Source organism: Streptomyces camelliae (genome assembly GCF_027625935.1).
Classification (GTDB): domain Bacteria; phylum Actinomycetota; class Actinomycetes; order Streptomycetales; family Streptomycetaceae; genus Streptomyces; species Streptomyces camelliae.
Genome location: NZ_CP115300.1, coordinates 7,411,164 through 7,427,890 on the forward strand (window position 1 = coordinate 7,411,164; position 16,727 = coordinate 7,427,890).

Here is a 16,727-nt window from a genome sequence, read left to right on the forward strand (position 1 = left end):
CGGTAGGCTGGCCGATCGTTGTACCGCACCGGGCGGCCCGGAACTTCGTTCGCCAATGTCCGGAAAGCGCGCCCGTTTTGGGGTGGGTGTGGTACTGCGGAACCGGAGGACGCGCAACGTGGCGCAGTCCACAGCGGGCTGTCGCGGATCATGCTGTCGCGATGGCGCAACGGCCGGGACAATGCCACTGAATGGCTTTGTCGCCTTTTCCGGCGGGTCGTTCGTGCCGCTGGGCACGGACGCTCGTTCTTCACTGCAGGGGCGGTCGGTGCGCCGTTCCGGGTGAGCTGGTCGTAGGAGAGCACTAACCGATGGGCGAGGGGTACGCATGACCGACACCGGCCAGGTCCCGGGCGAGGGGCAGCCGGAGAGCGCAGGCATGGTGGAGCAGCCGGGCGTTGCCGCGCACGGTGCGTACACCTACCTCTCCGAGGCACCCGCCGAGGACGAAGACCTGCTGCTGCCGGGCGCCCAGGGCGCATGGGGCAACGAAGTACCGCCGCCCGCCCCGGAACCGGTCGTCGAGGCCGTCCACGAGCCGGGCCCGCACGAGACGGCCGGCCGTGACAGCGGCTCCGTCGACCTCAGCGGCGTCCGCCTGCCGAACCCGGCCCCGGCGTCCGTGCCGCCGTCCCCCATCCTCTCCGCCCCGCAGGACGTTTCGGCCGCGCCGCAGCCGCCGCGCCGCCCGCTGCACCTCGGCCCGCCGATCCCGGACGCCTCCGCCAGCCCGGTCCGCTCCCTCGCCGACCGCGGCCCGGCCGGCGCGCCGGTGCGCCAGCCCGCTCCGGCGCCGGCCGGCCCCGAGTACCTCGACGCCCAGCCGCTGCACGACATGGCTCCGCAGAACGCGGCGCCCTGGGGTACGGCGCCCACGCCGGCCCCGGCCGTCGCGGTGGCCGAGGCGGACGGACAGACACCGGCTGCCGAAACGGTTGACCCGGCCGCGGCGGGCATCGCGGTCCCCGCGGACGCCCCGGCGCCCGCGGAGGCCCTGGTCCCCGCGCAGGCCACCGCCCAGGCCGACCCGTCCGGCGCGGCCCAGGCCGCCGTCGCCCGGCTCGCGCACCAGGCGGCCGTACCGGCACCGGGCACCGCCGCCCAGGTGGTGCACGGCCACGACGGCGTACAGCCCGTGCACGGCCACGACGGGGTGTACGCGGCTACGGGGGCGGGTCCCGAGGGCGTCGCGGCTGCGCCGTTCGCCGCCGAGCAGGGCGCGGAAGGCGCGGACGACGCGCCGGTCGTCCCTCAGCCCGCTGCCGGGGACGGCCAGGGCGCGCCCACCGAGCAGCCCGTCGAGGGTGCGGTCGCAGAGCAGCCCGTCGAGCAGCCCCTCGCGGGTGCGGTCGCCGTCGGCGGTGCCGCCGGTGACGGGGCGCCCGTGGCCGAGACCCCGGCGGTGACGGAACCGGAGGCCGGGCCGGTCGTGTCCGAGGGCGCGCCGGTCGTCGCTGAGGGCACGCCGGTCGTCGCCGAGGAGGCGGACGTGGCGGCCCCCGGTCAGGAGGCCCAGGCGAGCCCCGCCGAACCGGCTGCCGTCGTCGAGGAGGCGCAGGCCGCCGCGCTGCCGGGCGAGACCGCGCCGCCTCAGGCGCCGGAGGCCGCTCAGGGCGCGGACGTCGCCGTCGCCGAGCCGTCCGAGTCCGCCCAGCCGTCCGAGGCGGCCGGCCCGGGCCAGGGCGAGAGCCTGCCGCAGTCGCAGACCGTGCCGGTCGCCGCCGACGCGGACCAGGCTGCCCCGGTCGCCGAGGGCGCCGTCACGGTGGACGACGCCGAGCGGACCGTGGCCGCCGTTCCCGCACCGCAGGCGCCGGACGCTGCCCAGACCGCTCCCGAGGCTCTCGCCGCGGAGGCTGCTCCGGAGGCCGTCGCGGTTCTCGCGGAGCCCGCCGCCCCGGGACAGCAGCCCGCCCCGGCCACCCCCGCGACCGCGGAGCCGCAGGCCGCCGTTGTGGACGCGCAGTCCGGCGTCGTGGAGCCCGCCGTCATGGAGGCTCAGCCTGCCGCCGCTCAGCCCGCACCCGCCGCAGAAGCCGTACCGGCCCCCGAGCCGACCGCCCTGCCCGAGCCCCCGGCGCTGCCCGAGGCTGTTGCCCCGGCTCCCGAGCCGGAGGCGGCCGAGGCCGAGGCCTCCGCCGTCGCCCCGGCGCAGGAGGCCGTCCCCGCCCCGGCCGTCGTCGAGACCGTCGCCACCCCTGAGCCGCACCTTCACCTGGCCCAGGGCCCCCAGCTGGCCGAGCCCGTCGCGCCTGCCGCGCCCGTCGCCGAAGCCCTGCCGGGCACCCCGGAGGCCCAGGCCGCCGCCGCGCCGCAGACTCAGCCGGAGCCGACCGCCGCCCCCGAAGGCGCCCCCGCGGGCCCGCAGACGCAGCCCACCGACGCCACCCCGCCCCCGGCCGCCCCTGCCGGCGATGCCGCTGAGCAGCAGGCCGCCGCCCAGGCCGAGCCGCTGCCCTCCCATGTGCCGCTGGAGCCCCAGCCGGAGCAGCCGCTCGGGCAGTTCGTGCCCGTCGAGGGACAGGTGCCCACCACCCCGCACCTGGCGCCGACCCCGCCGCAGCCGCTGGTCCTCCCCACGGAGGAGACGCAAGCGCCGGTGGCCGCGGTGCCCGCGCCGCGCGAGGGCGACCAGGCCGCCGACGTCGTACAGCACGCGGAGGACCTGCAGACCAGGGCCGCCGACCAGGAAGAGCAGGACGAGGGGAGCACGGCCGCTGTGGCGGAAGCCCGACAGTCCACCGGCCCGGCCGCGCCCGCCTACGCCGACGCCGAGCGCGAGGCCGTCCTGAAGGTCATGCGCGAGCGCCGCGACATCCGTAACGGCTTCCGCAGCGACCCCATCCCGCACGAGGTGCTGCTGCGCGTCCTGGAGGCGGCCCACACGGCGCCCTCCGTGGGCCACTCGCAGCCCTGGGACTTCGTCGTCATCCGCTCCGCCGAGACCCGGCGGACGATGCACGAACTGGCGATGCGGCAGCGCGAGGCGTACGCCAAGTCGCTGCCGAAGGGCCGGGCCAAACAGTTCAAGGAACTGAAGATCGAGGCCATCCTCGACACCCCGGTCAACATCGTCGTCACCGCCGATCCCACCCGCGGCGGCCGCCACACCCTCGGCCGCTACACCCAGCCGCAGATGGCGCCCTACTCCTCGGCGCTCGCGGTGGAGAACCTCTGGCTCGCCGCCCGCGCCGAAGGCCTCGGCGTCGGCTGGGTCAGCTTCTTCGACGAGCGGGAGATGGTCCGCGCGCTCGGCCTGCCCGAGCACCTGGAGGTCGTCGCGTACCTGTGTGTCGGGTACGTCGACGAGTTCCCGGACGAGCCCGAGCTGATGCAGGCCGGCTGGTCCAAGCGACGCCCGCTGTCCTGGGTGGTGCACGAGGAGACGTACGGCCGCCGCGCCCTGCCCGGAGAGGAACCCCACGACCTGCTTGCCGAGACCGTCGCACAGATCCGTCCGCTCGACGCCAAGGCCCTCGGTGAGGCCTGGGAGCGCCAGAAGCGGATGACCAAGCCGGCCGGCGCGCTCGGCATGCTGGAGATCATCTCCGCGCAGCTGTCCGGGCTGTCCCGGCAGTGCCCGCCGCCGATCCCGGAGCCCGCCGCCGTCGCCATCTTCGCGGGCGACCACGGCGTGCACGCCCAGGGCGTCACCCCCTGGCCGCAAGAGGTCACCGCCCAGATGGTGGCCAACTTCCTCGGCGGGGGAGCCGTCTGCAACGCCTTCGCCGCCCAGGTCGGCGCCGAGGTGTGCGTCGTGGACGTCGGTGTCGCCGCCGACCTGCCCGCCACGCCGGGCCTGCTGCCCCGCAAGGTCCGGGCCGGTACGTCGGACATGACCACGGGCCCCGCGATGACCCGTGAGGAGGCCAAGCAGGCCATCGAGGTGGGCATCGAGACCGCCCGCGACCTGGTGGCCGCCGGCAACAAGGCGCTGCTCACCGGCGAGATGGGCATCGCGAACACCACGGCGTCCGCCGCCCTGATCTCCGTCTACACGGGTGCCGACCCGGCGGAGGTGACGGGCCGGGGCACCGGCATCAACGACGAGACCCTGGCCCGCAAGACCGAGGTCGTCCGCCGCGCCCTGGAATTCCACCAGCCGGACCCGGCCGACCCGCTCGGCGTCCTCGCGGCCATCGGCGGCTTCGAGCACGCGGCCATGGTCGGACTCCTCCTCGGCGGCGCCTCCCTGCGTACGCCGGTGATCCTGGACGGCGTCAGCGCCGGCGCCGCGGCCCTGGTCGCCCGCGCCATCGCCCCCGAGGTCCTGGCGGCCTGCATCGCGGGCCACCGCAGCGCCGAACCGGGCCACGTGGCCGCCCTCAACAAGCTCGGCCTGCGCCCCCTGGTCGACCTCGACCTCCGTCTCGGCGAGGGCACGGGCGCCCTGCTGGCCCTGCCGCTGGTGCAGAGCACGGCACGGGCGATGCACGAGGTGGCGACGTTCGACTCGGCGGGGGTCACCGAGAAGTAGCGGTCTGTGTAGGGGGCTCGGCACTGTGGTGCCGAGCCCCGTTGCACACATCCGTGGCTCCGTGCCCAGCCACCGGACACCTGTCCCGCCCTCAGCGCCGCCAACGTAAAATCCGCACGTCAGCGCCACCGCACAGCCACCGGAGGACGCCCTCATGGCCGAACACCCCGCCTACCCCGTAGGCCTCCGCCTCTCCGGCCGCCGTGTGGTCGTCCTCGGCGGCGGCCAGGTGGCCCAGCGTCGCCTGCCCGCCCTCATCGCGGCCGGCGCGGACATCGTTCTCGTGTCCCCGGAAGCGACCCCCTCCGTCGAGGCCATGGCGGACGCGGGCGAGATCACCTGGGCCAGGCGCCCCTACCAGGACGGCGACCTCGCCGAGGCCTGGTACGCCCTCATCGCCACCAGCGACCCCGAGACCAACTCCGCCGCCTCCGCCGAAGCGGAGCGCCACCGCGTCTGGTGCGTCCGCTCCGACGACGCCGACCAGGCCACGGCCTGGACCCCGGCGACCGGGCACAGCGAGGGCGTCACCGTCGCCGTTCTCACCACGGACGCGCGCGGCCGCGACCCCCGCCATACCGCGGCCATCCGCGACGCGGTGGTGGAAGGCCTGCGCGACGGCACCCTGGTGGCACCCCACCACCGCACCCGCACCCCCGGCGTCGCCCTGGTCGGCGGCGGCCCCGGCGACCCCGACCTGATCACGGTCCGCGGCCGCCGGCTCCTCGCCGAGGCGGACGTCGTCATCGCCGACCGGCTCGGCCCGCGCGACCTGCTCGCCGAACTCCCGCCGCACGTCGAGGTGATCGACGCGGCGAAGATCCCGTACGGCCGGTACATGGCCCAGGAGGCCATCAACAACGCGCTGATCGAGCACGCCAAGCAGGGCAAGTCGGTCGTCCGGCTCAAGGGTGGCGACCCGTATGTCTTCGGGCGGGGCATGGAGGAGGTCCAGGCGCTCGCCGAGGCCGGCATCGCGTGCACGGTCGTTCCCGGCATCTCCAGCTCGATCTCGGTGCCCGGCGCGGCCGGCATCCCGGTCACCCACCGGGGCGTCGCCCATGAGTTCACGGTCGTCAGCGGCCATGTGGCTCCCGACGACGAGCGCTCCCTGGTCGACTGGCCGTCGCTGGCGAAGCTCACCGGCACCCTCGTGATCCTGATGGGCGTCGACAAGATCGGGAAGATCGCCGAGACGCTCGTCGCGCACGGCAAGTCCCCGGACACCCCCGTCGCCCTGGTCCAGGAAGGTACGACGGCCGCGCAGCGCCGGGTCGACGCCACCCTCGCCACGGTCGCCGAGACGGTGCGCACCGAGGACGTGAAACCACCGGCGGTCATCGTGATCGGCGCGGTCGTCCAGGTCGGCCCGGCGCCCGCCGCGTGACCATTCCCGGCTTGATCACGCGTAACCCGGGGTAACGCACCCCTCCCCAGCCGTTGGCAGCACACCCAGGACAAGGCAGTATCACCCTGTGGCCGATCTCATCACCGTCGAGGATCCCGACGACCCGCGTCTCGCCGACTACACGGGTCTGACCGACGTCGAACTGCGGCGCAAGCGCGAGCCCGCCGAGGGCCTGTTCATCGCCGAGGGCGAGAAGGTCATCCGCAGGGCCAAGGAAGCGGGCTACGAGATGCGCTCCATGCTGCTCTCGGCCAAGTGGATCGACGTCATGCGCGACGTCATCGACGAACTTCCCGCCCCGGTCTACGCCGTGCGCCCCGAGCTCGCCGAACAGGTCACCGGCTACCACGTGCACCGCGGCGCCCTCGCCTCCATGCAGCGCAAGCCGCTGCCCACGGCCGGCGAACTGCTGCGCTCCGCACGCCGGGTCGTGATCATGGAGTCGGTGAACGATCACACGAACATCGGCGCGATCTTCAGATCGGCCGCGGCTCTCGGCATGGACGCGGTGCTGCTGTCGCCCGACTGTGCCGACCCGCTGTACCGGCGGAGCGTCAAGGTCTCCATGGGCGCCGTGTTCTCGGTGCCGTACGCCCGGCTGGAGACCTGGCCGAAGGGGCTGGAGTCGGTCCGCGAGGCCGGCTTCACGCTCCTCGCGCTCACCCCGGACGACAAGGCCCGCACCCTCGACGAGGCCGCCCCGCACAGGATGGACCGGGTCGCCCTGATGCTCGGCGCCGAGGGCGACGGGCTCTCCACCCAAGCCCTGGTCGCCGCCGACGAATGGGTCCGCATCCCGATGTCCCACGGCGTCGACTCGCTCAACGTGGGCGCGGCCGCGGCGGTGGCGTTCTACGCGGTGGCCACCGGACGCCCGGCATCCTGACGGCCGCTCCGCGCGCCGCTCACCCGACGGAGCCGCGCTCCGGCTTCGCCATGTACAGATCCTCCGCCGGGCCCCCGGCGCGCGGCGGCTGGTGCAGCGTCTGAGCCTGCCGGTGTACGCCGCCGTCGCCGCCGAGTCCGCGCGCCGGGCCCTGGCAGCCCTGGGCCAGCGCGATGCCGAGCGCCACGAGCAGCGTCACCACCACGAACACGAACAGCCGCTGCCGCAGCAGCCGCGGATTGGCCGGCCGCCGCCCCGTACCCGCCGTACGCTGCGCCGGCCGCCCGGAACCGCCGCGCGGAGCGGGCCGGTTCCCACTGCCCGAGCGCTGGCCGCCGCCGCGCGGAGCCGGCGTCGGCCGGGCCGCACCCGGCCGCGCGCCGGCACCCGTTCCGCGCGCACCGCTGCCGCCCCGCGAGGGCACCCCGCCCCGCACCGGCGCGCCACCGCCCCGGGAGGGGACACCACCCCGTGGCAGCGGGGTGCCCGGAGCGGTGCGCCGCTGGGTGCGCTGCTGCTCGGGGTAGGTGTCGACGAGCCGTCCCGTGGGCCGGTCCGCCTCCGCGGCCCGCGGCGCGGGCGGCCGTACGACGCCGTCGAGGCCCTGCGCCTCACGGGCGGCGATCTCCTTCAGCCGCAGCGACAGCTGCAGGGTGCTGGGCCGCTCGTCGGGGTCCTTCGCCAGACAGGCCCGCACCAGGGGGGCGAGCGCGTCCGGTACGCCGTGCAGCTGCGGCTCCTCGTGCACCACCCGGTACAGCATCACCTCGGAACTGCCGTGCCCGAAGGGTGAGTCGCCGGTGGAGGCGTAGGCGAGGGTCGCGCCGAGGGAGAAGACGTCCGTGGCGGGCGTGACGGCCGCGCCGCGGACCTGCTCGGGCGCGAGGAAGCCGGGGGAGCCGACCGCCGTACCGACGTGGGTGAGGGTGGAGGCACCGGTGGCCCAGGCGATGCCGAAGTCGATGATCCGCGGTCCCTTGGGGGACAGCAGGATGTTGGAGGGCTTCAGGTCCCGGTGGACGACCCCGGCCTCGTGCACCGCGACCAGGCCCTCGGACAGGGCCGCACCGATCGCCGCGGCGTCGGCCGCGCCGAGCGGGCCCTCGTCGGCGACCTTGTCGTGCAGGGACGGGCCGGGTACGTACTGGGTGGCGAACCAGGGGCGCTCGGCCTCCAGATCCGCGGCGACCAGCCGGGCCGTACAGCCGCCCCTGATCCGCCGGGCCGCCGAGACCTCACGGGCGAACCGCGACCGGAACTCCTGGTCCTCCGCCAGATCGGGCCGGATCACCTTCAGCGCGACCCGCTGCCCCTTCTTGTCGGAGCCGAGGTAGACCACGCCCATTCCGCCCGCGCCGAGCCGTCGGTGAAGCCTGAAAGAGCCGACGACGCGCGGGTCCTCGCGCCTCAGGCGCATCATCGCCATGTTCATCCCCGCTGCCCGGTCCCTGTGACGTGGCACAGCTTACGTTTCCACGGCCGTCGGCGCGCAGAGGCCGCGCCCTCCGCCCCGAACGGATTGTGCGGACCGTCCACCCGATGTGAAACAGGGTCAGCAACCCTCGCTGTGCGGTGCCCTTGAGCGCACTGAGCCCTCAACCGGTGGCCGGGGAGCGGAGGTTGACGCCTGATGAGGCCAGGTGGTGCAGGTCCGCACACCCGTCCGACGGCCACCGCGGGTGGGCCGGAGGACCGGTCGCCGGAACGACCGTGAGGGGGACACGACAGCCCTCGGGCCCGCCGCCGGAGTGATCGAAGTCACGTCTTCCGCCTCCGGCGCTCCGGAAATGACGGGATACGGCGGACGCCCCCTCCGGGAAGACCCCGAGACCCGCACCGACGTCTCCACCCTGGGGAGTACGCCCCAGGTCAAGGCTCATCCTCCGGGAGGCCCGGCAATCGGTACGAAGGCATGACGACCGCTGCGGGCCGCGCCCCTAGATTTGAGGACAAGCGGCGGGTGCAGCACTCGTCCCCCGAGGTCAGACACCCGCCGCTCCGAGGACAACCGAATCGGTCAGGAGAGGGACCATGGCCCACACGGCACCGCGACGCACCACGTTCGCCCCCCGCCGCACGGGTCGTCGCCACCCCTTGGTGGCGACGCTCATGGCCCTTCCTCTGGCGGCCCTGCTCCTGATCGTCTTCGACGGCTGGGACACAGTGGCCACACAGGCGTCGTCCGTGGGTGCGATGCTGGGGCGCTGAGCGGCGACCCCAGGCCCGGAAGAGCGGTCCGGGCGGGGACATCCATCCAGGAAACCCCGTGGGGACGGGGGTGCGGCGGACGGCACAAAATGCCGGCGCAGCTGGGGAGCTGCGCCGGCATTGCGCCGTTCATGGGCCTGTCGAAGAAGCCCCGGCCGTACGAGACGGCCGGGGCTTTCCGGTGTGTGGACGATACTGGGATTGAACCAGTGACCTCTTCCGTGTCAGGGAAGCGCTCTCCCGCTGAGCTAATCGTCCGCGGGCTGTGACATGGCAGTCACAGTCAGTGCGCGATACTGGGATTGAACCAGTGACCTCTTCCGTGTCAGGGAAGCGCTCTCCCGCTGAGCTAATCGCGCGGGGAGGATCTTCGAGAAGATCCGCAAGATCTCCGAGGAGATCCAGTGGACGATACTGGGATTGAACCAGTGACCTCTTCCGTGTCAGGGAAGCGCTCTCCCGCTGAGCTAATCGTCCTTGGAGGTGGAGACGGGATTTGAACCCGTGTAGACGGCTTTGCAGGCCGTTGCCTCGCCTCTCGGCCACTCCACCAGGAGTGTAGGGGATCGGGATGACCCCTTCTTCCTTCGAGCGGACGACGAGGCTCGAACTCGCGACCTCAACCTTGGCAAGGTTGCGCTCTACCAACTGAGCTACGTCCGCCTGTCGTTTCGGTTCGCTTCCGCGTCCCGGCGACGTGTTGAACTCTAGCGGATTCCCGGGCCAGTACAAAAACGCGTTTGCGCAGCGTGCTGCGGTGCGCCCGATGGACGACATGGTCAGGGCCGCCTCGGGGACATCCCGGAGCCACCCGTCGGACACCCGACCTAGACTCGATCGCGTGCCTCACCACCCTTCCCGGCTCCCTGCTCTGGCCCGCTTCGGCGACCGCGTCGCCACCGGTCTGCTGGACGTCACCAGCGACCCGGCCGCCCTGGACTCGGACGGCTTCTGGGCCGTCTGCGCGGACTTCGAGGGCCGCCTGACCTGCGCCCGCTTCGCGGACGTCCGCACGGAGCCGGTGCCCGCGCCGGTGCCGGGCGGCTGGCGGGGCCCGGCGGCAGGGGAGTGGACCTCCTCCCTGGACCACGGCGCCTACACGGCGGCCGTCCGCCGCATCCGCGAGCACATAGCCGCCGGCGAGGTCTACCAGGCCAACCTCTGCCGGGTGCTCAGCGCGCCCGTGGCCCCCGACGCCGACGTGGACGCCCTGACCGCCCTGCTGGCCCGCGGCAACCCCGCGCCGTACGCCGGGACGATCCGGCTGCCGGAGCACGGCGTGGAGATCGCCACCGCCTCGCCCGAGCTCTTCCTGCGCCGGGAGGGTCGGGTCGTCGAGAGCGGACCCATCAAGGGCACCGGGCGCACGGAGGCGGACCTCCTGGAGAAGGACTACGCCGAGAACGTGATGATCGTGGACCTGGTCCGCAACGACATCGGGCGCGTGTGCGCGACCGGCAGCGTGACCGTCCCCGACCTGTGCGCCGTGGAGAAGCACCCCGGCCTGGTCCACCTGGTCTCCACGGTCCGCGGCGAGCTGCGCGACGGGTCGGGCTGGCCGGACCTCCTCGCCGCCGCCTTCCCGCCCGGCTCGGTGACCGGCGCGCCGAAGTCGAGCGCCCTCAGGATCATCGAGGCCCTGGAGGCCGCCCCGCGCGGGCCGTACTGCGGCGGCATCGGCTGGGTCGACGCCGACCGGGGCGTGGGCGAGCTGGCCGTCGGCATCCGCACCTTCTGGCTCGACCGCGCCGAAGGGGTCCTGCGCTTCGGCACCGGCGCCGGCATCACCTGGGGATCCGACCCCGAGGGGGAGTGGCGGGAGACCGAGCTGAAGGCGTCCCGGCTGCTCGCGGTAGCGTCGGGGACGTACGAGGCGAGTGGAGGGGTGTGCACATGAGGATCTGGCTGGACGGCGGGCTGCGGGACCTGGAGTCCGCCCGCGTCTCCGTCTTCGACCACGGGCTGACCGTCGGCGACGGCATCTTCGAGACGGTGAAGGCGGTCGACGGCAGGGTGTTCGCGCTCACCCGGCACCTGGACCGGCTGACCCGCTCGGCCCGGGGCCTCGGCCTGCCCGACCCCGATCACGAGGAGATCCGCGAGGCCTGCGCGGCCGTCCTGGAGGCCAATCCGATGCCGCTCGGCCGGCTGCGGATCACCTACACCGGTGGCCACGGCCCGCTCGGCTCCGACCGCGGCGAGCACGGCCCGACCCTCGTGGTCGCCCTCGGCGCGACCACCCGCCGCCCGGACACCACCGCCGTGATCACCGTCCCCTGGACGCGCAACGAACGCGGCGCCCTGACCGGCCTGAAGACCACCTCGTACGCCGAGAACGTCGTCGCCCTGGCCCGCGCCCACCAACACGGCGCCTCCGAGGCGCTGTTCGGCAACACGGTCGGGCAGCTCTGCGAGGGCACCGGGTCCAACGTCTTCATCGTCCTGGACGGCGAGATCCACACCCCGCCGGTCGCCTCCGGCTGCCTGCCCGGCATCACCCGTGCCCTGGCGGTCGAGTGGACCGGCGCCAAGGAGACCGACCTGCCGCTGGACGTCCTGGAGCGGGCCGACGAGATCTTCCTGACCTCCACCCTGCGGGACATCCAGGCCGTGCACCGCGTCGACGACCGCGAACTGCCCGGTGCGCCGGGCCCGGTGACCGCCAAGGCGATGCGGATCTTCGACGAGCACGCCGGCGAGGACCTGGACCCCTGAGCCGGGCCCGTGGCTTCTGCCGCAGGCCCGGGAAAACGGGCTGACTCGGCGGCCGGGCGCGGGTAGAACACCTGTGATGACCACGACTCTGCGGCCGGTCGAGCCGCTTCAGCAGCATCCGGACGGCACGCGGTCCCGCCGCTATCAGGTGTGCGTGAACAGCCGTCCCGTCGGCGAGATCCACCTCGGCACCTCCTCCTCCCTCGGCGACTCGGTGGCGCGCATCAGCGAGCTGTGGATCGCCGAGCCCGACCGGCGGCGCGGCCGGGCCACGGTGGCCGCGCTCGCCGCCGAGGAGGTGGCACGCGGCTGGGGCTGCACCCAGATCGAGACCGTCGTCCCCGCCTCGGCGGACATCGCCCTGCGGCTGTTCGGCACCCTCGGCTACACCCTGCGCAACCGCGGCATGGAGAAACGCCTCGGCGCCACCCCGCCCGAGCTGCCGCCGGGCAGTCGTGCGCGGCCGATGACCACCGACGAGTTCGACGCGTGGTACGCGTACGCGAGCGAGGAGTACGCGCGCATGTGGATCGAGCGCGGTGTCCCCGAGGCCGCGGCCTACGCCAAGTCCCGCCGTGACCACGAGACCCTGCTGCCGCACGGTCTGGCGACGGACGGCATGCTCTTCAGCGTCCTGGAGCACGAAGGGGTCCGGGTGGGCGTTCTGTGGCTGGCCCTCCAGGACGACAAGGCGTACGTGTTCGACGTCGAGACCGATGCGGACCACCGTGGCAAGGGACACGGTCGTACGCTCATGCTGCTGGCGGAGCGGCAGGCCGCCGACGCCGGACGGGCACTCCTCGGCCTCAACGTGCACGCGGGCAACACCCCGGCGGAGCGGCTGTACGAGTCGCTCGGCTACGAGACGACGGCCAGCTCCCTGTTCAAACCCCTGCTGTAGCGCTCCAAGTCCGCTGCTGTCCCTGCTGTCGCGGTCAGACGTCCCGCTCGGCGAGGAGCCGGTCGGCGATCTCCTCGACGCGCTCGCGCAGGCCCTCCTGGCTCTTGCCGCCGTCGAGGCGTTCGCCGCCGATGACGTACGTCGGGGTGCCGGTCACACCGATCGCCTTGCCCTCGGCCTGGTCGGCGTCCACGATCAGGATGTGCCGGCCGTCGATCAGGGCCGTGTCGAACTCCTCGGCGTCCAGCCCGAGTTCACGGGCCACCTCGACCAGGAAGGGTTCTCCCTGACGGTCCAGCTCCTCGACCCGCCCCAGTACGGCCTCCACGTACGGCCAGCCCCGGCCCTGTGCCAGCGCCTCCTCGGCGGCCTGGGCGGCGGCGAAGGAGTGCTTGTGCTTCTCCAGCGGGAAGTGCCGCAGCCGCAGCTCCAGCCGGTCGCCGTAGCGGGCGCGCAGGGCGCGGACGTCGTCCAGCGCGGTACGGCAGTCGGGGCACTGCAGCTCGCACCAGACATCGAGAACGGGGATGTCGGCGGGTGCGGGGGAGGAGTCGCTCATGCCGCCCAGTCTTCCAGGCCGGGGCCCGCCGACCCAATCGGGACCGTACGGCCGCGACGGGATCGTCGGGACCGTACGGCACTCCAGGAGGAGGCGACCCGGAGATGTCCCTGATGTCCGCCGGGGGCATGGCATCGCGGGCACGGGGCGGGGCAGGATGGAAGGGACGAAGCGCGCCATCGCCGCATGCCGCTTCTTCGCGTTCGTGTGTCCCACTTCCACCCGACCGAGCCGCCAGGAGGACCGGATGATTGCCGAGACCGTCTGCTCCGCCGTGTCCGCGGCGGGCCTGGGTATCGCGGTGGTGACGGCCTACCGCAAGCGATTCCTGTCGGCGGCCCGCATCGCGGCCTACTCGCTGGTGCCGGTCGGCCTGGTGATGACGGGCGTCGTCGGCTGGGTCTCCGACACCGCCTTCAGTCCCGTCGCCTGGGTGGGCTTCGGCGTGCTGGGCGCGGCCTGGCTGCTCTTCGCGAGCACCCGCGCCGTCGAGCGCCGGCGCGGCGGCACCCGGGCCGGGCGCAGAGCGGCCCGGGGCGGTGAGACCGGAGCGGCCGTGGCCCCGACGGCCTCCGCGCCCTCCCTGGGCCCGGGGACCCGCCAGACGACCGGATCCGCCACCGCCCCGCGCGCCGGCGGCGCCACCGAGGACTTCAGCGACATCGAGGCCATCCTCAAGAAGCACGGCATATGACGGCCGCATTGCGGGTGCGGCGGCATAACGGCACGTCCGCGGCCACATCGGCCCCCGGACCGAAACGACACAGTGCGTCATGAGCGCGTCCGGATCCGTTCACAACCCGAAGCAAGTCGGACGAGACGGCGCGGAATCCGGCAACTCTCGCATATCGATGGCATGGTGATCGCGTACAGGCCTCCTCCTGCGCCATGATCTGCCGCGAGATGCTGGACACGACAGAGAGCGAGGCCGCGCCGCCGAAGGACGAGCCGCGCGGGTGCCTCTTCGCCCTATCCCAGCCACCGCTGATGATCTTCCTTGCGGTGATCGGGTGTCTGCTCCTCATGGCTGCGCTGCACGACCTGCTGTTGCTGTGAGCCGTACACGTCCGTCCCGGCGCCACCCGCCGGGACCGACGTCGCCCAGGGTGTGTTCAGGCGTCTCGTGCGTGTGCGGGAATCCCGGCGCCGCGCTGTCGCTGCGGTCAGCCGGTCGCTTCCTTGCGCCGGGCCCGGTAGGCGGCCACGTGCAGCCGGTTTCCGCAGGTGCGGCTGTCGCAGTAGCGGCGCGAGCGGTTGCGGGACAGGTCCACGAAGGCACGTCGGCAGTCCGGCGCCTCACAGCGCCGCAGCCGCTCCTGCTCCCCGGCCACCACGAAGAAGGCGAGCGCCATGCCGCAGTCGGCGGCGAGATGGTCGGCCACGGAGGCGCCGGGCGCGAAGTAGTGCACATGCCAGTCGTAGCCGTCGTGGTCCGTCAGCCGCGGGGTGGTGCCGGCCGCGGCCACCAGCTCGTTGATCAGCCCGGCGGCGGACCGGGGGTCCGGAGCCGCGAAGATCGCCGCGAACCGCCCCCGGACCCTGCGCACCGCCGAGAGGTCGAACTCCGACAGCACGCCGACGTCGCTCATCTCGTGCTTTCGTACGAAATCCGCGAGCGCAGGGACATCGGGCAGTCCCTCCGCCGCCGCGCCGTCCTCCGGCGCGGTGTTCACCAGATCGACCACGGTGTCGAGGGCGCACCGGGTGTCGTGGGTGATCAGCACGTTTCGCTCCCTGGCCTGGGGGGTCGGGCGGCGCCCGCCGATGCTGGCCGATGGTAGCGACATCCGCGCCCGCTGCATCGGCCTCTTCCCGACTCCTGTCGCCGGGAGAACGCCTCCGCGCCCGGCGCGGTTCCCGGACCGCCCGGCTCCCCGCCCTCCGGCGGAGCGGGCACAGGCCGACGCCGCCCCGTGAACGCTCACGGTGACGGCGTCGGGCTGTGCCGTATGCGGTTGTCTGTGGCCCGCGCCGTCTCCCCGAGTGGACGGCGCCGGGCTGCTCTCGCGGGGCCGCGGCCTAGCTCTCCGCCAGGATGTGCGACAGCTCCTGATCCAGGTCGAAGTGCCGGTGTTCCGTGCCGGGCGGCACGGCGGCGTCGGTTCGCTTCAGGAAGGACTCCAGGGCCCGCGCCGGGGCTTCGAGCAGGGCCTCCCCCTCCGGGGAGCTGAGGGCGATGCACACGACGCCCTGACCATGACTGCGCGACGGCCAGACACGGACGTCGCCGGTGCCGGTGGGCCGATGCAGCCCCTCGGCGAGGAGGTCGCGGGCGAACACCCACTCGACGGTCTCCTCGGCTCCGGTGTGGAAGGTGGCGTGCACGGCGTAGGGGTCGGCCGTGTCGTACCGCAGGCCTGCGGGGACAGGCAGGGAGGACTCGCTCGACACAACGAGGCGCAGGTGCAGCTCGCAGCTGACCGTGGTGTTCATAAGCGCCAGGGCCTTTCGCTCAGTGTGCGCTCGGGGATTCGCACGTCGGCGAAATCGACATGCCACCTACGGTGCCGTTGTAAACCCCTCTGAGGGTTTTGCGTGTCTTTACGTAACTCTTCCGGCCGAGAACTCGTACCGGATCTACGACCATTTCAGTGACTGGATTCACTCCGGTAGGGTTTGTCTGTATGAATACGGGGAGTGACGACCCGAGCGAGGTCGCCATGGCAACGGACAAGACAGCGGCGGACGAGGCACAGGCCGACCGGGAGGCGCCGGCACAGGACGCCGGGCGGGTGGCCGGTGGCGGGCTCGGTTCCCGGGCGCCGGAGTTCGTCAAGGCGCGCCGGGTCCTGCATCTGAGCTGGCAGGTCGGCGTCTTCGTGGTCGGCCTCGCGGTCGTGGTCGCGGGCGTCATCATGCTGCCGCTGCCGGGACCCGGCTGGGTGGTGATCTTCGGCGGCATGGCGATCTGGGCGACCGAGTTCGTCTGGGCCCAGCTCGTGCTCCGCTGGACCAAACGCAAGGTCACCGAGGCGGCCCAGCGGGCCCTCGACCCCAAGGTGCGCCGCCGCAACCTCACGCTGACCGCGATCGGGCTGACGATCGTCGTGGCGCTGGCCGGGATCTACCTGGGGAGGTACGGCCTCGTCATGCCGTGGAAGATCAACACGGAGTGAGCCCGCCCCGTCGCCCCGGCGGCCCACCGACCCGTCCCGTGGTCGGAGGCACCCCTGACATGGGGTAATGTTCTTTCTGCGCCCGGGCGATTAGCTCAGTGGGAGAGCGCTTCGTTCACACCGAAGAGGTCACTGGTTCGAACCCAGTATCGCCCACCCGGACCGACGGCCCATCTGCGAAACAGCAGGTGGGCCGTCGGCGTATGCGCCCACATCCCCGCACCGGCCGAGGACGCCTGTTTTGCCGAACCGACAACAGACCTCGTGCACGGCGGACGGCTCACAGGACCATCGGGACAGGCGCCCCGATCACGGGCTCGGCGAGCACGACTCCCTCGATCACGGGCTCGGCGAGCACCGCTTCAGCGATCAGCGGCTCGGCGATCGCGGGCCGGTCGCAGAAGCTCCCGTCGCAGAAGCTCCCGCCGTAGAAGCGCCGTCGCAAAAGCTCCGCCGA

15 protein-coding genes and 6 tRNA genes are annotated in these 16,727 nt (G+C 73.2%); 11 read left to right on the plus strand and 10 right to left on the minus strand.

The window, feature by feature from the left end; translation table 11 throughout:
* Positions 1–328 precede the first annotated feature (328 nt).
* The 3 genes from cobT (at position 329) to O1G22_RS33985 (ending at position 6,771) form a co-directional block, all read left to right on the plus strand.
* Entirely contained in the window at positions 329–4,477 is a 4,149-nt protein-coding gene (gene cobT / locus O1G22_RS33975) for a nicotinate-nucleotide--dimethylbenzimidazole phosphoribosyltransferase (protein WP_270084807.1), read from the plus strand.
* Between the two features lie 154 nt (positions 4,478–4,631).
* Positions 4,632–5,864: a uroporphyrinogen-III C-methyltransferase gene (gene cobA / locus O1G22_RS33980; protein ID WP_270084808.1), complete on the plus strand. Its 1,233-nt coding sequence runs from the start codon at positions 4,632–4,634 to the stop codon at positions 5,862–5,864.
* Between the two features lie 88 nt (positions 5,865–5,952).
* Complete coding sequence (locus tag O1G22_RS33985; protein WP_270084809.1) at positions 5,953–6,771, plus strand: TrmH family RNA methyltransferase; 819 nt, start codon at positions 5,953–5,955, stop codon at positions 6,769–6,771.
* Positions 6,772–6,790: 19 nt separating this feature from the next.
* Here the strand turns inward: O1G22_RS33985 and O1G22_RS33990 are convergent, their stop codons facing one another.
* Positions 6,791–8,203, minus strand: coding sequence for a serine/threonine-protein kinase (locus O1G22_RS33990; protein ID WP_270084810.1), 1,413 nt, complete (start codon positions 8,201–8,203; stop codon positions 6,791–6,793).
* 599 nt (positions 8,204–8,802) lie between these two features.
* On the opposite strand from O1G22_RS33990, the gene O1G22_RS33995 reads away from it, so the two are divergent.
* A complete protein-coding gene (locus O1G22_RS33995; RefSeq protein ID WP_270084811.1) occupies positions 8,803–8,979 on the plus strand; it encodes a hypothetical protein in 177 nt (58 codons plus the stop codon).
* A gap of 186 nt (positions 8,980–9,165) precedes the next feature.
* On the opposite strand, the gene O1G22_RS34000 is transcribed toward O1G22_RS33995, so the two are convergent.
* From O1G22_RS34000 to O1G22_RS34020, 5 genes are all read right to left on the minus strand, one after another.
* Positions 9,166–9,237, minus strand: a tRNA-Val gene (locus O1G22_RS34000).
* A 29-nt stretch (positions 9,238–9,266) separates the two neighbouring features.
* Positions 9,267–9,338 (minus strand) — tRNA-Val (locus O1G22_RS34005).
* A 46-nt stretch (positions 9,339–9,384) separates the two neighbouring features.
* Positions 9,385–9,456: transfer RNA gene (locus O1G22_RS34010), tRNA-Val, on the minus strand.
* A gap of 1 nt (position 9,457) precedes the next feature.
* Positions 9,458–9,531: transfer RNA gene (locus O1G22_RS34015), tRNA-Cys, on the minus strand.
* Between the two features lie 38 nt (positions 9,532–9,569).
* Positions 9,570–9,642 (minus strand) — tRNA-Gly (locus tag O1G22_RS34020).
* Between the two features lie 112 nt (positions 9,643–9,754).
* On the opposite strand from O1G22_RS34020, the gene O1G22_RS34025 reads away from it, so the two are divergent.
* From O1G22_RS34025 to O1G22_RS34035, 3 genes are all read left to right on the plus strand, one after another.
* Positions 9,755–10,876 (plus strand): chorismate-binding protein, encoded by a 1,122-nt coding sequence (locus O1G22_RS34025; RefSeq protein WP_428986524.1) that lies wholly within the window; start codon positions 9,755–9,757, stop codon positions 10,874–10,876.
* The gene (locus O1G22_RS34030; RefSeq protein WP_270084813.1) at positions 10,873–11,694 is read left to right on the plus strand and encodes an aminotransferase class IV; all 822 of its coding nucleotides are present in this window, start codon (positions 10,873–10,875) and stop codon (positions 11,692–11,694) included. Before O1G22_RS34025 ends, O1G22_RS34030 begins: the two co-directional genes overlap by 4 nt.
* 76 nt (positions 11,695–11,770) lie before the next feature.
* Positions 11,771–12,595 carry a GNAT family N-acetyltransferase gene (locus tag O1G22_RS34035; protein WP_270084814.1) on the plus strand — a complete coding sequence of 275 codons (825 nt, stop codon included), beginning with the start codon at positions 11,771–11,773 and terminating at the stop codon, positions 12,593–12,595.
* Between the two features lie 34 nt (positions 12,596–12,629).
* On the opposite strand, the gene O1G22_RS34040 is transcribed toward O1G22_RS34035, so the two are convergent.
* The gene (locus O1G22_RS34040; RefSeq protein ID WP_270084815.1) at positions 12,630–13,154 is read right to left on the minus strand and encodes a DsbA family protein; all 525 of its coding nucleotides are present in this window, start codon (positions 13,152–13,154) and stop codon (positions 12,630–12,632) included.
* A gap of 247 nt (positions 13,155–13,401) precedes the next feature.
* Between O1G22_RS34040 and O1G22_RS34045 the strand changes: the two genes are divergently transcribed.
* Positions 13,402–13,848 (plus strand): hypothetical protein, encoded by a 447-nt coding sequence (locus O1G22_RS34045; RefSeq protein ID WP_270084816.1) that lies wholly within the window; start codon positions 13,402–13,404, stop codon positions 13,846–13,848.
* Between the two features lie 209 nt (positions 13,849–14,057).
* Complete coding sequence (locus O1G22_RS34050) at positions 14,058–14,210, plus strand: hypothetical protein (protein WP_167361970.1); 153 nt, start codon at positions 14,058–14,060, stop codon at positions 14,208–14,210.
* Between the two features lie 107 nt (positions 14,211–14,317).
* On the opposite strand, the gene O1G22_RS34055 is transcribed toward O1G22_RS34050, so the two are convergent.
* Positions 14,318–14,878, minus strand: a complete 561-nt coding sequence (locus tag O1G22_RS34055; RefSeq protein WP_270084817.1) for a CGNR zinc finger domain-containing protein — start codon at positions 14,876–14,878, stop codon at positions 14,318–14,320.
* 295 nt (positions 14,879–15,173) lie between these two features.
* Positions 15,174–15,587 carry an SsgA family sporulation/cell division regulator gene (locus O1G22_RS34060; RefSeq protein WP_004002642.1) on the minus strand — a complete coding sequence of 138 codons (414 nt, stop codon included), beginning with the start codon at positions 15,585–15,587 and terminating at the stop codon, positions 15,174–15,176.
* Between the two features lie 191 nt (positions 15,588–15,778).
* On the opposite strand from O1G22_RS34060, the gene O1G22_RS34065 reads away from it, so the two are divergent.
* Both O1G22_RS34065 and O1G22_RS34070 read left to right on the plus strand, forming a co-directional pair.
* Entirely contained in the window at positions 15,779–16,270 is a 492-nt protein-coding gene (locus O1G22_RS34065) for a TIGR02611 family protein (RefSeq protein ID WP_270084818.1), read from the plus strand.
* An 84-nt stretch (positions 16,271–16,354) separates the two neighbouring features.
* Positions 16,355–16,426, plus strand: a tRNA-Val gene (locus tag O1G22_RS34070).
* 124 nt (positions 16,427–16,550) lie between these two features.
* On the opposite strand, the gene O1G22_RS34075 is transcribed toward O1G22_RS34070, so the two are convergent.
* Positions 16,551–16,715, minus strand: coding sequence for a hypothetical protein (locus O1G22_RS34075; RefSeq protein WP_270084819.1), 165 nt, complete (start codon positions 16,713–16,715; stop codon positions 16,551–16,553).
* Between the last annotated feature and the right edge of the window lie 12 nt (positions 16,716–16,727).

Bases quoted from the DNA above. Each gene is read 5' to 3' on its own strand.
- O1G22_RS34030 (WP_270084813.1), top strand. From the start codon at position 10,873: ATGAGGATCTGGCTGGACGGCGGGCTGCGGGACCTGGAGTCCGCCCGC.
- O1G22_RS34045 (WP_270084816.1), top strand. From the start codon at position 13,402: ATGATTGCCGAGACCGTCTGCTCCGCCGTGTCCGCGGCGGGCCTGGGT.
- O1G22_RS34060 (WP_004002642.1), bottom strand. From the start codon at position 15,587: ATGAACACCACGGTCAGCTGCGAGCTGCACCTGCGCCTCGTTGTGTCG.
- O1G22_RS34065 (WP_270084818.1), top strand. From the start codon at position 15,779: ATGAATACGGGGAGTGACGACCCGAGCGAGGTCGCCATGGCAACGGAC.
- cobT (WP_270084807.1), top strand. From the start codon at position 329: ATGACCGACACCGGCCAGGTCCCGGGCGAGGGGCAGCCGGAGAGCGCA.
- cobA (WP_270084808.1), top strand. From the start codon at position 4,632: ATGGCCGAACACCCCGCCTACCCCGTAGGCCTCCGCCTCTCCGGCCGC.
- O1G22_RS34050 (WP_167361970.1), top strand. From the start codon at position 14,058: ATGCTGGACACGACAGAGAGCGAGGCCGCGCCGCCGAAGGACGAGCCG.
- O1G22_RS34035 (WP_270084814.1), top strand. From the start codon at position 11,771: ATGACCACGACTCTGCGGCCGGTCGAGCCGCTTCAGCAGCATCCGGAC.
- O1G22_RS34040 (WP_270084815.1), bottom strand. From the start codon at position 13,154: ATGAGCGACTCCTCCCCCGCACCCGCCGACATCCCCGTTCTCGATGTC.
- O1G22_RS33990 (WP_270084810.1), bottom strand. From the start codon at position 8,203: ATGAACATGGCGATGATGCGCCTGAGGCGCGAGGACCCGCGCGTCGTC.
- O1G22_RS34025 (WP_428986524.1), top strand. From the start codon at position 9,755: ATGGTCAGGGCCGCCTCGGGGACATCCCGGAGCCACCCGTCGGACACC.
- O1G22_RS33995 (WP_270084811.1), top strand. From the start codon at position 8,803: ATGGCCCACACGGCACCGCGACGCACCACGTTCGCCCCCCGCCGCACG.